10 protein-coding genes are annotated in these 14,800 nt (G+C 33.7%); 6 read left to right on the forward strand and 4 right to left on the reverse strand.

Annotation, left to right across the window (positions count from 1 at the left end):
• Positions 1-149: 149 nt before the first annotated feature.
• The 3 genes from ABWH96_RS20305 (at position 150) to ABWH96_RS20315 (ending at position 5,569) form a co-directional block, all read left to right on the forward strand.
• Complete coding sequence (locus ABWH96_RS20305) at positions 150-4,124, forward strand: T9SS type A sorting domain-containing protein (protein ID WP_375579318.1); 3,975 nt, start codon at positions 150-152, stop codon at positions 4,122-4,124.
• Between the two features lie 129 nt (positions 4,125-4,253).
• Positions 4,254-4,709 carry a lipopolysaccharide biosynthesis protein gene (locus ABWH96_RS20310; RefSeq protein ID WP_375579319.1) on the forward strand — a complete coding sequence of 152 codons (456 nt, stop codon included), beginning with the start codon at positions 4,254-4,256 and terminating at the stop codon, positions 4,707-4,709.
• A gap of 23 nt (positions 4,710-4,732) precedes the next feature.
• Positions 4,733-5,569, forward strand: a complete 837-nt coding sequence (locus ABWH96_RS20315; protein WP_375579320.1) for an oligosaccharide flippase family protein — start codon at positions 4,733-4,735, stop codon at positions 5,567-5,569.
• 2 nt (positions 5,570-5,571) lie between these two features.
• Here the strand turns inward: ABWH96_RS20315 and ABWH96_RS20320 are convergent, their stop codons facing one another.
• Complete coding sequence (locus ABWH96_RS20320; protein ID WP_375579321.1) at positions 5,572-6,480, reverse strand: sulfotransferase; 909 nt, start codon at positions 6,478-6,480, stop codon at positions 5,572-5,574.
• Positions 6,481-6,490: 10 nt separating this feature from the next.
• On the reverse strand, positions 6,491-7,555 hold the full coding sequence (locus tag ABWH96_RS20325) for an acyltransferase family protein (protein WP_375579322.1): 1,065 nt from the start codon (positions 7,553-7,555) through the stop codon (positions 6,491-6,493).
• Between the two features lie 137 nt (positions 7,556-7,692).
• Between ABWH96_RS20325 and ABWH96_RS20330 the strand changes: the two genes are divergently transcribed.
• From ABWH96_RS20330 to ABWH96_RS20340, 3 genes are all read left to right on the forward strand, one after another.
• Entirely contained in the window at positions 7,693-9,021 is a 1,329-nt protein-coding gene (locus ABWH96_RS20330; protein WP_375579323.1) for an FAD-dependent oxidoreductase, read from the forward strand.
• A 95-nt stretch (positions 9,022-9,116) separates the two neighbouring features.
• Positions 9,117-9,857, forward strand: coding sequence for an SDR family oxidoreductase (locus ABWH96_RS20335; RefSeq protein WP_375579324.1), 741 nt, complete (start codon positions 9,117-9,119; stop codon positions 9,855-9,857).
• A 42-nt stretch (positions 9,858-9,899) separates the two neighbouring features.
• Entirely contained in the window at positions 9,900-11,072 is a 1,173-nt protein-coding gene (locus ABWH96_RS20340; protein ID WP_375579325.1) for a hypothetical protein, read from the forward strand.
• 501 nt (positions 11,073-11,573) lie between these two features.
• On the opposite strand, the gene ABWH96_RS20345 is transcribed toward ABWH96_RS20340, so the two are convergent.
• Together ABWH96_RS20345 and ABWH96_RS20350 are read right to left on the reverse strand one after the other, a co-directional pair.
• Positions 11,574-11,858 carry a T9SS type A sorting domain-containing protein gene (locus tag ABWH96_RS20345; protein ID WP_375581501.1) on the reverse strand — a complete coding sequence of 95 codons (285 nt, stop codon included), beginning with the start codon at positions 11,856-11,858 and terminating at the stop codon, positions 11,574-11,576.
• 30 nt (positions 11,859-11,888) lie between these two features.
• Positions 11,889-14,588, reverse strand: a complete 2,700-nt coding sequence (locus ABWH96_RS20350) for a dienelactone hydrolase family protein (RefSeq protein ID WP_375579326.1) — start codon at positions 14,586-14,588, stop codon at positions 11,889-11,891.
• Positions 14,589-14,800: the final 212 nt, after the last annotated feature.

Raw genomic sequence — 14,800 nt, forward strand, 5'->3', positions numbered from 1 at the left:
GGATTTAGCAATAAACCTATGCATGTTTTTCAATAATTCAAAAAAATCTTCGTTAATTTATATACGAACCTTGATCTATCAATCGAAAAATAATGTGGCTTCATCGAATTATATATTATACTGAAAGTTTTTTAAGTCGCACTCGTCTATTGTTAATATTAATAGCGATATTAATTTCTTTACTTTTCATCAACTTCACATTATTCGCTCAACAAACAGAAGGTCAAAGCCTCGCAGGAACCAATTATTTAATTTACACACCTCCTGATTATGACCCAGTTCAAAATGCAAGTCCATTATTAGTAACCCTCATGGGTGGTAGTGAAATTGGAGATGATTTAAATACTTTTCTACAAAATAATTCAAACAGAAGTCCTGCTTGGCTAATCGATAGAGGCGAATGGCCAGATGATTATCCATTTGTTGTGCTAACTCCACAATTACCAAGAGATGAGGAGATAGCAAATCCGAACGACCAAAGTTGGCCAACTGATCTTATTGATGAGGTGATCTCTCATATTATCAACAATTACAACATCAACGAAGACCAGATATATTTGACTGGGGTAAGTTTGGGTGCAAAAGGCTGTTGGGACTATGCCGCAGATTATCCCGCAAAAACAACTGCAATTGTTCCAATTTCAGGGCCAGCAGATATTTCTACAGCATGCCAATTGAAAGACATCCCGATTTGGGCTATACACGGTGGAAACGATGGATTGGTAGATCCATTCATCAATGCAACTGGAGAAATGGTTGATAGTGTCAATAACTGCAACGGACAGTATAAAGCAAGATTTGATTTAATACCTTCCAGAGGGCATGATATTTGGAATGACATATATCCTGAAACAATGGGCTTATCAATTTTCGATTGGCTTTTAAATTTTGAAAAAGGGGTAACTACCAATGCTAAACCTTATGTTGGTTTAAGTCCAAATTTAAAACTAGTGATGCCAGATGAATTCATAAACCTATATGGCTTTGCTTTTGATGTAGACGGCAATATAATAAACTACGACTGGGAAGTGATTAGCCCTGCTTCAGCTGAAATAGAGATAATTGACGATAATAACATCAGACTTTTACCAAATGAAGAAGGGATCCACCTAATTAAGCTAACCGCCACTGATAATGATGCTTTAAGCCATTCCGATACTGTGGAGATTGAAATTTTTGATGAAATACCAGGGAGTTTAAATTTTATGACCGGCCTAATGTTACAGGATGGCGAAAATAATATAGATCTTTTTCCTTTGGAGACTGGAGACAACATCATTAATCTATTCAACTTAGGTACTGATGATATCAATATTAGGGCAATTGACGATGGTGTTTGTAATAGCTTTAGATTTGCTATAAATGCTTATCAAAATATAAGAACTGAAAACAGAGAAACGGTTGGATTATTATTAAGTAGAAGAAGAAATCCTCCTGAATGGAATGTTAGAACTGGAAGTTATACCATTAGTGCTACACCTTATTCTGGAAACAAAAATAATCTTGGTGTTTCAGGCATCTCAGTTATTCGGAAATTATTGGTTTTCGACCAAGAACCCAAAACCTATGAACTAATACCTGATTCAGATATTAGCTTGCCTGAAAATTGGGTAGAAAACACAAGTTCTGAAAATCCGCAAACATTTCAGGAAAATTTTCAAAATTTCATCATTAATGATAGTGCCTACACTACCCAAGCTATTTTAGAAACAGGTGTGGTGACCAATATTCATTTAAAACCTGGGAGTTATTTAACTTTAAATGATTCTTTGGCTATTCCACTTATTTTAGATTCCGCCTCTACCCTTCAAATCAACAATTCAACAATTGTTGATTTTGAAGAAATCCACCCTAATTCAAATATCATCTATAACGCAAATGGACAATTAAATAATAGAGATGCAGGAAATATTGAAGTAACTACATCCAATGTATTAAGTATAACCGAAGATTCTTTGTTTGTCAGCAACTTATTACTTGGTGAAGGGGCTACTATTCAAAATAATACACAAAGCCTTAGTATAACTATTCAAAATGATTTGACCATTGAAGGAATGAGTGATTTCTCACCCACTTCACCATTTTCAATTATATTTGATTCGAATAAAAAACATCAACTTTTTTACGGGGGCACTATTCTAAATTTTAATTCAATTGAACTTTTAGGAGAAGATACACTGGAATTTTTAACTGAACCGGCAATAATTATTAATTTGAGTAGAATTAACTTAGCTGAAAACTCACTATTGGATGCTGGCCACTGTAACCTTAATATTTCAGGGGACAATGTTTTTTCTGAAAATCCTACAAACGGAAAAATAAAACTGGGCAACAAAAGCAATCTATTTATTGACGCCAATCCAGCACAAGATGTATTCCTCAATTTGGATGAAGCTGGAAATATCCTTAAAGATATGAGCTTTAATATTACTGGAGCCAATAAAATAATACTATCAGATTCCTTAAAACTATATGGCGAAATTGATGCAGTAAATGGAGTGATAAGCAGTAATGGTTATATGCAACTTCTTGCCACTGATTCCATGACGGCTTATATATTAAATAATACAGGAAGTGTTGAAGGGGATGTACAAATTGAAAAAATAATACCAGCAGGAAGGCTCTATAGATATATTGGCAGTAGTGCTTTGAATTTTACAATTGAAGATTTTCAACAACACATCCCTGTAACTGGCTCCTTTACAGGCTCCAGTACTGGAAACGGATTAGGAAATGCTCCTTCCATGTTCAGTTACGATACAAATAGTGAAAACTGGATCCCCTTCCCGACCAGTACAAACCAAGAAATATTTGAGGTCGGCAAAGGCTATGCAGTGTTTTTTAGAAATGAAAATGATAAAGCAAAAATCAAATGGAACGGAGAATTAGTTCAATCCGATTTTAATTATACTTTAGATGGAAACTTGAATATTGGAGACGAACTTTCTGGATGGAATTTAATAGCCAATCCATACGCTACTCCAGTATTATGGGGAAATATTGGTTGGAATTCTTCTGGTTTGAGCAATAGTATTAGCATTGCAGATAATTCAGTAGAAAGCGGTAGATTTTTAGTATGGGATGGAGAAGTGGGCGATGTTGAGTTTTCTGGTATCATCTCTCAAAATCAAGCATTTTGGATCAGGTCTATAGATGAAACTCCCAGCCTGACGATTTCTGAAGCTGCTAAAATTGAATTGGGCAATGCCACTACATTTAGAAAAACTTCTGCATCAACTTCAGGATTGGTCATTACTCTTTCAAATGAGAAATTTATTGATCGATTATATTATAAAATGAATACAATTGGTTCAACTGAGTTCTTACCCAATATTGATGCGGTCAAAAAAATTAATGGCTATTTCAATATTTTTTATAAAAAAGATGATTTAATGCCTCTGGCAATTAAAAACCTTCCGAATGATCAATGTTTTAATAGTAAATTAGGGATTGAAGGCTTAGAAAATGGGAATTATTCATTAGGATTTAAAGCATTACTGAAAGACTCTCCTGCTGGAAACTACCTACTACATGACCACTTAATTGACAGTCTGATGCTAATTCATGATAATTTTCAATATGATTTTTCAGTTCATTCAGAAGACTCCATTTCTCCTAAAGATAGATTTAATTTAAAGTTTGAATTAGATCTTCCACTACCTGAAATCACCCAGGTGGATAATAAATTAATGGCAAATTATTCACACAACATTCAATGGTTTAGAGATAGTATTTTAATTGAAGGTGCAACAGAAGCTATTTTAATCCCTGATCAAAATGGTAATTTTTATTTTCAAGTAGAGTCAAATTCCTGTTTTCTGAGTTCTCCTTCCTTTCATTTTGCTGTAACAGGTAATAATCTGCATTCAAATGGGATTTATATTCACCCTAATCCGATAAAAAATGATAACCTAATAATAAGGTCATTTGGGAATGAATATAATTCTCTCCAGATAAGCCTAATAAATATAGATGGGAAAGAAATATTAAAAAGAAAAGAAGTTTATTTGAGTCAGAATTACGCTGAATTGATGCTCACCAAAGAGATTAAAAACGGCATGTATTTTTTATTAATCCAATTGAAAGATAAAATATATCATAAAAAAATCATTATCAACAGGTAGAATTTGATCTTTCCCTTATATTTCAGAAAGTACTTAATCCTTATTTTTTTAAATCATACATAACTTAAGATGATGAGCATTAAAATTTATATTAAATTTGGCTAATATAACATCTAACTAAATAGCTTCATGCCCAAAAAACAATCCTATTGGATTCAATCAGGAAAGTTTACATTGCTCGAAAGAATATCGGTATTGATTTTCGGAGTCTTTACTTTTATTCTGCTCGTAAGGATATTAGGGAAGGAAGAATATGGTGCCTGGATGTTGTTCATTTCTTTAGCTACCTTATTGGAAACCGCAAGAAATGGATTTTTCAAGAACCCCTTAATCCGATTTAGCAATACTGAAAACGAATCAGAAAAAGGCTTAATCCAATCCACTTCATTAGTATTGAATTTTATATTTTCCCTTAGCATTTCATTGCTATTGTCACTTATTGCCATTCCATTGTCAGAAGCATGGCAATCACCCAGTTTAGTTCAATTGCTATATATTTTTATACCTACCAGCTTAATACTGGCGTTATTTTTCCATCTGGATTATATTCAAAGAGCTAATTTTCAATTTTTGGGCCATTTTTAGGCTATTTTTTCAAAAATGGGATTTTGTTTTTTGTAGTGTTGTTTCATTATTTTTTTGAAGTACCACTTACTTTATTTCAATTAGGGGTTTGGTTTGGGGCTTCAGCTTTAGTTGGCACTTTAGTTTCTTTTATAGCAAGCAAAAGAAAGCTTAGTTTCCAAATGAGCAAAAAGTGGACACGCGAACTCTTTTCTTATGGAAAATACACTTTAGGCACTAACATCAGTGCCGTTTTGATGCGAAATATTGATATTTGGATGATCGGTTGGTATTTAACCCCTGCGGCCGTTGCTGTCTATAATGTTGCCATTAGAATTGCAAATTTATTTGAAGTCCCTTCCATGGCACTTGCCAGTATTTTATTTCCTGAAGCAGTTCGTAGGGCTGAAGCAGATGGAGAATCTGCTATGAAATCTTTATATGAAAAATCAGTGGCTGTGATATTACTATTTAGTGTTCCATTTGCAATTTTTGTAATAATTTTCAGCAATGAAATTGTGGCTTTATTAGCTGGCAAAGAATATGCGGAAGCTGGTGTAATTTTAAATATCACTATGCTTTATGGCTTATTGATTCCATTTAATAAGCAAATGGGGGTGGTGCTGGATGCTGTAGGGAGAGCCAAAAGAAATATGTTTTTCGTTATGCGAAATGCAGTAATCAACACGATTTTAAACCTTATACTTATCCCATATTTGGGCGTTATGGGTGCCGCATTTGCCACATTAAGCACTATGGTCATAGTTTTATTGATCAATCAAATCTATTTGCATAAAAACTATGACATCTCTCTAAAGAGCATTGGCTTATATTTTGGTGATTATGGGATAAGGGCGTTTAAAAAAGTTTTTAAAAAGTAACGCTAATATTTCCATTGACTAAGGTCTTTATCAATCAAATCTTTCAGTTTTTCTGTATCTTTTTGAAAGAAAGTATATAATTCCTTGGCAGTAGATTCATTCAATTCTAACTGGTTCATATTTTTACCTGAAAGCCAAGTCACCATGCGTTTTCTTTTTTCTTCTGTTGGAAATAATAACCTGGCTAATGGTCTTACCATTTTCCTGATTCTGTTTTCGCTTTGAAGACTTTCATGAAGCAATCTGTTTTTTGGTTTACCAGAAACATTAAACCTCAAATCAAACTGAATTTCTTGATCTGGTTCAACATCTAAAAATTCAAACACTTCCTTTATGCAATTTGCAGTATCATGTTGTAAATCCTCATTTAAGATAACTTTTACATTTTCAAAATTATCCATAAAAGCTTTTACAGGTTCGTAATATTGACTAACCTTTTTATAATGGTAGATCAATTCGTAATTATTTTTAATCCGTTCTGGCTCATTCTTTAAAGCTTCCTCAAAACTTCCACTTTCCCTTTCGTCTCTTATTAAATGTTGATATGCAGAAAAAGCCCTTTTCACTGGATTTCTTAGAATGATTATGATTTTAGGACTTCCTAATTTTTCTTTAATAAGCGGAATTGTACATGAATGAAAATAAAGTGTATCAGCACTAGCCTCTCCAACTGCTTTCTCATTAGCAGAATCAAACATTTTCAAATATTGATCCCAATCTTTAACATACCAACTTTCCACTTGCTTATCCTTAGGCCCACCCATAGGAAATTGCATGCATTGGCTTGAAAAATATCTAGGCTCCTTATGCTTGGTTATAAAAACATCAGGATGTTGTTGTAAATACTGTGCCAATGAGGAAGTTCCACATTTTGCCATTCCTACTATAAGAAAATTGGGTTTTACTGTCATTATTATTGAATTAACTTCCTATTATTATTCTACTATTTTTACCAAACACCTTTTTTACAAAAAATATAATTATCATAGCTAATGCTAAAATAGCAACTAAGTAAACTGAATAGCTAAAGACGTTTAAACTAGTAATTGGAATTATTCCTTTCTGTACTAGTATTTGAAATATATTAATGATATATAAATGAAGAAAAAATATACCAAAACTATCATTTCCGGTTTTCACCAATAGAGGAAAACGATAATCGTTCAACCTCTTAAAGCCAATAATCAATAAAATACATAATAAAATGGCTTTCAACTTACTGAGGTTAAATATAAACACCATTGCCTTCTTATCCCTTAGCTCAAGATATTTATTCACAGGAATAATATCATATACCTCTAAAGCAGTCATAACTATATATCCAGTACTCAATAAAATAAGCCAAAGATTATTTACTGACAGTATTTTCAGGCGATGCTTAGCTACCCACATCCCTAAAAGATAAATGGGAAGAAAATGAACAAATGAAATGATTGGATTAGCATGATAGCCAAATCGAACTGTCCAAAGGCCAACTATACAGATTAGAGGGACTATATAATCAAATAACCTCTTATTACTGAAATTCCGAAAAAAATATGACCCTAGATAGAATATACCAATCATCGGAATAAACCATAAAACCCCCGAATGACGTCCAGTTATGAGCATCCAAAATATTTTATACATAATTGAAGCCTCCTGAAATTCCGGAGTCATCCACCAATGATCACCAGTATCAATAAAGAGTTTATCGACAATAGCAGGGACAGAAATTATCAGATAAGGGAAGATCACAAATTTTAATTTCTTTTTGAGGTACTTAAAGTAATTGAATTGATTATGGCAAAGATAATAAAACAAAAAACCCGCTATAAAGACAAAAAGCACTGTTCCATTATTAAAAATACCAACTAGTAGAGATTTTGTAACAGAAAAACCTTGCCATGGAATTGATATAATACTGTGAATGCCTACAATAAAAATAATAGCAAGGCCTCTAAAATTATGTATATAGTCTAAAAAGGGCTTTTTTTCGATTTCCAATGGTCAATTGATTGATAGTATTTCCTCTTTGCGAATTTATGCTTTTTTATATTCACATCATAGTTTATTAATAAATCGACTGAGAATTATTCAAAATTTGTAACTTGTGAATCAATAGCAACTAGATAGCTTTTTCGATGCAAAGAACACTTATTACGAATTGGAACAAGTTTCCTGAAATTGAAGCTGAAGTAAAACATTATACAATAGGCAGCGAGAATGATCCGTCTTTTTTGCAAGATGAATTTATAGCAAGAGGAAATGGAAGAAGCTATGGAGATGCTTCCTTAGGAGATAACGTTTGCTCCAGTTTGAGGCATAATAAAATACTCCATTTTAATAAAAAAGAAGGTTTATTCATTGCGCAAAGTGGAATTCTGTTTTCTGAAATATTGGAAGTTATCGCACCTCATGCTTGGTTTCTACCCGTAACACCTGGCACAAAATTTATTAGTTTGGGTGGTGCCATTGCCGCTAACGTTCATGGAAAAAACCACCATGTGGAAGGGAGCATTTCCCGCCATATTCAATTCCTTGACATTTTATTGGCAAATGGAGAAATCATGAGGTGCAATAGAAGTCAAAACTCATCCATATTTTATGCAACTATAGGTGGAATGGGACTTTCTGGGCTTATAGTGTCTGCTGCTATTCAGTTAAAAAAAATTGAATCCACTAACATTTCCCAGTTGCAACTGAAAGCCCATAACCTTTCTGAGATCTTAGAGTATTTTGACCAATATGCAGGTTACACTTATTCTGTAGCGTGGATTGATTGCTTAAAAAAAGGAAAAAACTTTGGCAGAAGCATCTTAATGTTAGGTGAGCACAGTAAAGAAAATGAAGTTCAAAATAAAAACAAGAAGTTAATCCCTCATGGCAATAAGGCCATAAATGTTCCGTTTAACTTTCCTGAATTCGTATTAAATGACTTTACGATCAAATGGTTCAATAAACTGTATTATCATAAAAACATAAAATCTAAAAAAGAATTACAGTCGCATTATGACCCTTTCTTTTATCCATTGGATTCAATTTTAAATTGGAATAGGATTTATGGGAAAAGAGGATTTATCCAATACCAATTCGTGCTGCCAAAGGAAAACGGAAAGACTTACCTAGAAAAAATACTAAAAAAAATAACAGATAAAGGCTGGGGCTCATTTTTGGCAGTATTAAAAATGTTTGGCCCTGAGGATGAAGGGTTTTTATCATTCCCAATGGAAGGCTACACATTAGCTTTGGATTTTCCTTTAAGAAATGGCTTGTTTCAATTTTTGGATGAGCTTGATATAATAGTAAAAGAAGCAGGTGGTAGAATTTATTTAACAAAAGATGCCAGAATGAGCAGCCAAATGCTGAAAGACAGTTATCCTAAATTAAAAGAATTTCAGGAAATCATAATGGAAATAAACCCTGAAAAGAAATTTCAAAGTTTATTATCCAAAAGATTAGAATTAATTTAAAATGTAATAACATGATTTAAGTGTGCATGAAATTCGAGTAAATTGAATTTAATTATCAAAGTTTATAACATACCTTTAAAAGAACAATTGAATATATGCCATACAAATTTAAACACCTTCTGATATTAGGTGCCAATAGTGATATTGCAGAGCAAGTGGCTTATCATGCTGCTAAAGAAAAAATAAGCTTAACTTTATGTAGCAGAAATATTGATAAATTAATGGCATTGCAATCTGATATTGTGGCCAAACATGAAACCAAGGTTTACATTAGTCAATTTGATGCTGATAAAATTGATGGGCATAAAAATTTCTATGAGAGCTTAACAGAAAAACCAGATGCCGTTTTATGTTCTTTTGGAATATTAGGAGAGCAAGAAAAAGCTGAAAAAGATGACTCATGGCAAAATATCATCCAAACCAATTTCATAGGTGCCGTTTCAATTTTAAATATTATTGCAAACGATTTTGAACAGAGAAAACATGGATTTATTGCTGGCATAAGTTCCGTAGCAGGAGAGAGAGGAAGACAAAGCAATTATTTTTATGGCGCGGCTAAAGCTGGTTTAACCACCTATCTCTCGGGTCTAAGAAATAGATTATACCCCCATAAAGTGAGTGTATTGACAGTAAAACCTGGTTTTGTTAAAACAAAAATGATAGATGGATTAAAAACACCTGAGCTGCTAACAGCAAACCCTTCCAAACTAGCCAAAGCTATCTTAAAAGGTATGAATAAAGGAAAAAATAACATTTATTATAAACCAATATGGTTTTTAATCATGTCCATCATAAAATCTATACCAGAATTTATATTTAAAAAATTGAAATTATAATAATATTTATTAATTTTATCATATAAATATGAAATTAAAGATATGCAAAAAGTAAACTATCTATTCGCTTTTCTCATTTTATCATTTTATATCCTCTCGAGTTGCACAGAAAAAAATGATGTCTCCCCTCAAGACAACGATATTGAAGAAACTGAAAAAGAGGAAGAACAAGAAACTGAAATTATATTGGATTGGGCAGATGAATTTCCACAAGTTAGGGCAGGAATTAGATCAGCCGACTTACTCATAAAAACAAAATCTACAGTAAAAGTTTATTATATCCTTAGTGAAAAGGACTTAGAAGTTGAAAAAGCTGAAGATATTAAAAATTTGGTAGATCAAGAGACATCGGAAGATGTCTTGCTAAGTGGTGTAGAATCAATGAATTCAACCGAAGACACCTTAAAGGTCACATATGACGGATTATCTGCTTTAAAAAAATATTATGTCTATTCAATTTTAGCACACCCTGAAAAGGATAGTGTGCGAGATGAGACTTTTGTATTAGAATTTGAAACTAATGATCGTCAAAGTGTTCGTTCATTTGAATCTACTGAAGAAAATAGGGAAGTACTATATTTAGTATATCAACTAGAAGAAGGGCTGAAGTATCCTGAAAAACTAATGCCTGCTGTTATTTTCATGGGTGGAAATGGCGAAACTGCAAATCAGGGCGAAATAAACCTCATCAGGAATGGCTCCTTACCGCAATTCATTGACAAAGGAAATGATATTCCAATGTATGTATTTTCACCTCAACACATTAAAAATAATTGGAATATCCACATGATCAATGAAATGGTGGATGAGGCATTGGAAAACTACCCCATAGATCCAAAAAGAGTTTATATGACAGGTATAAGCGGAGGCGGATTTGCTGCATGGAATTATGGAGTTGAGTATCCAGATAGATTAGCCGCGATGGTGCCGATTAGCGGTGGCGGTAATTCCAATAAAGCCTGTGAATTAAAAGAGGTTCCTATTTGGGCATTTCACAATGAAAATGATGGAATAGTCAGTTCGAATGGCTCAAAAAGTATGGTGAATTCTTTAAATGAATGCCCACCAGATGTAGAGGCTGAACTAATCCTATTTGAGGATAATGGCCATAATGCTTGGAGAAGGGTGTACGATTCTGGGCATAACGATTGGAATAAAACCGAGGTTGAACCCGTAAATATTTATGAATGGTTTCTACAATTTCAAAAGGATTGACTTGATAATTAATTTTCATTGCTCAGACAACAGATCATCAGTAATGATTATTACAAGTCCTCTTCCCGTATGAAGAAATATGCTAAAACCTAGCAATCTCAATGTTTGTATATAATTTTCTAGCCGATAAGAAAGAGCAGACTATGGAATAGTTCATCTAACAATAGCACTAAAAAGACTGTTTAACATCAAATATTTAGGCTCGATTGGTACATTTCGGTTTACAACTATTCAAACGTATAAGTTTATTTTTAAGAGCCACCTGATAACTATCTGGAAATCAAGCCAGTTTGGATGGTTTCACCAATACTTTTACATCATTGTTATCTAAAAATAGCCTCAGGTCGGTAACTCACCAGAGGCTGAAAATTAACTATTTGGATGAGATGGACTGTTCGCCACCTACCATGGTTCATTATACTTTAAGCTCTTTTAATAATTGCTATTATATAACAAAATCATATTATCTCCTTCGAAGATCAATTCAAAGAGTTTGAGAACTTATCTCAAGATAATCTTAAAGATACCTAATTTACCACCATCCACTATCTTTAGCTGATACATACCATTATTCAATTGATTTGGCAGTTCCATTCGGTAGCCTATTTTCAATTGATTATTATTTACGTTTTCCGAATGAACAACTTTACCATTCAGATTATGTAATTGCAGTACTATTTCCTCTGAATTAAAGGCATCAGACTGAATATTTAAGTAGTAGTTGCTTGTGGGATTAGGATAAATCCTAACAGATTGATAATCAATTTTTGATTGATTTGGTGTAATGGTAAACTCATATACATCAGATGTAACAGATTAACCATTAAACTCAACAACTACAAAATAGGAGCCGCTAATTTTGAAAGGGATCTTGCTTTTCTCATTGTATTGTTCTTGTAGTACATCCTCATAAAACCAACGGATGCTAGCATTTTCAGGTGCATTTTCTATCAAAATAGAATCTGAAACAAGTGATAGTTGAGCAAGCTCAAATATGGTCGGGTTGTCAGAATATTTGTCGTCTTTAGTAAAACTGATATTCGAATCTCGAACTTTTAACCTTACTTCATCTGTAGCCAAACCACCTCTATCATCCTCTACGGTAACCTGAAATTTATAAATCCCTACTTTGAGTTCACTTAATTCCATGGTAGGGGTATTTATTCCTGACCAAACAAAATCATTTTCCCCACTAATCAACTCCCATCGATAACTTACAATTTCACCGTCCATATCTGAAGCTATGGCATTAAACGTAGTAAAATTTTTATATGATCCAATAGCTTTATTTGTACCTGCATCTACAACTGGTGGAATATTATATTCCTCAGCTTTTACTTCTACATAGGTAGCATGAGTTTTATGAGCACCGTCATTATCTGTAGCAGTAAACCTAAAATGATAAATTCCTTCCTCTAAATTAGTAGCTTTAAGTGTTGCAGTATTTTCACCTGATAAGGTAGCATTACCCCCTGAAACTTTTTTCCAGAAATAGCTTACAATTTCGCCATCAGGGTCAGAGGCATAGCCCTCCAACACAACCTCATTTTCTGGCAACACTATAAATTGATCACGGCCAGCATCTACAAATGGACGTTCATTAAAGTCTTCTTCATTTATATTTACAGTTGCAGTATCTGAATTTGTTACTCCTTCATTATCAGTCACCGTAATAGAATAAACATATTGCCCAGTTACATTTAGGTCATTTACTGTTAGCGTGGACGTGGTGCTATTTTGCAAAGTGGAAGCCCCAGCCTCACTGACAATTTCCCACAAATATGAAGCTATACTTCCATCAGGATCTGATGCTGTTGCTTGAATGTTGGTGGTACTGGTTGGCAAAGTAATATATTGTTCCTGATCGCTGATTGAAACCGTGGGTACTTGATTCGCTTCCACTACAGTAATTCGTTTAAGGTCCGAATCTGTTGCACCGTCATCGTCTGTAACAGTCAAACGAAAAGTATAGACCCCACCACTTACTAAGTTGTTGGCAGTTGCCGTTGAATTATCGCCATTTGAAATAGTGGCTGAAGGCCCAGAAGTCTTCTCCCAAAAATAAGATACAATGGTGCCGTCCCCATCACTGCCCGAACCAGCTAAATTAGTGGAATTGGTGGGGAGTTGAACCGTGATGTCCCCTCCTGCATTTGCCATGGGCACTAAGTTTTCACCATCAATAACTTCAAGTCGCATCTCATCACTGTGTGTTGCATTATCATTATCCGTCACTGTAAGTTCAAATTTATAAATACCCGATTCAAGGTTAGATACTTTAAGTTTTGAATTATTGGTGTTGTTCAAGGTAGCTGCTCCACCAGAAGTTTTTCGCCAGGAATATGCGGAAATAGATCCATCACTATCAGAACCGCTACCATAAATAGATATGGAGTTAGTCGGCAATACAATTTGTTTATTGTTACCAGCATCTGCAAGAGGTGAAGAGTTAGATTCCACCACAGTAAGTTTCATTTGATCATGAGCTGAATTGTCATTATCATCAGTAGCAGTTAACCTGAATTTATAAACTCCATTCTTTAGTTTACTGACAGAAAGTTTTGCTTTAGTTGTATTCGTCATTGTCAGAGAAGGGCCAGATATTTTCTCCCATAAATAACTGCTGATAGCATCTGAAGAACTAGCACTTCCAGAAATAGTAGTATTATTTTTAGGTAAATTTAAAATCTTATCATTTCCCGCATTCACAGAAATAGTGGATTTACTTTGCATCATAAACCAATCATAAAGATTGGGACTATGAATGGAGTTATCTGTACTATATGCATTTGACCAAGAGTTATGTCCAACTCCTTCATATATTGACATTTTAGCCTTCGGGCTAATGGTGGGAGTAATTGCATTTATGGCATTGACCATATTTACTGTTCTTAAGTATGGTACAACACCATCAGCATCCCCGTGAAAGGCCCAAACAGGTATATTTTCTGCTGCAATATCTTCAGCTTTACTAGTGCTATTCCTACTACCACATACGGGAGCAACTGCAGCGATTTTTTCAGGAAAACTTTGTGCATAAAACCATGCACCACCTCCCCCAAGGCTTAAACCTGTAACGTAAATTCTATTTTCATCAATTCTGAGGCCGCTATTGAGAACATGTTCAACTACTTCATCCATATAACTTGGAGACCAATTTCCATTACTTGTTTTTAACTGAGGAGATATTAAAATAAATGGAAAATCATGTCCTAGCTTCACATGTTTTGGAGGGCCATTTCTGGTAACTTTTGTTAAATCCCCTTTACTATTACCTCTTTCACCCAATCCGTGAAAGAAAAACATAATTGGGTAATCTTTATTATTTTCATCGTAGTCAGCAGGAAGATATTCATAATACCAGGTTCCTTCAGGACTCTCTTTTGCTATTTGATTTTGAGAAAAAGCTAAACTTTGATTTAAAATAAAGCTAATGATCAATAGCGATATAACTCTGTAATTAGCAACTAAATCTATCAAACAGAATTTCCCCTTTATAATACTTTTTATCAACATAATTAAATTTTATGATTTAAAGCTGCGTTTTCATCGAATCATTACATTGATTTGAGGTTTATATTTACAACCGTATGATAAAGAACGCATTATAAATCAGATAATTTTAAAGGGCTTGGAACATATTCACTAGATTCAACGTGGTAAGACTCTTATATTCTTCTTAAAAGGGCCACACTCTTTCATATCCTATCTGTAAAAACTTCCTCATC

Origin of the sequence: Marivirga tractuosa, assembly GCF_042140215.1 — a bacterium.
Classification (GTDB): Bacteria; Bacteroidota; Bacteroidia; order Cytophagales; family Cyclobacteriaceae; genus Marivirga; species Marivirga tractuosa_A.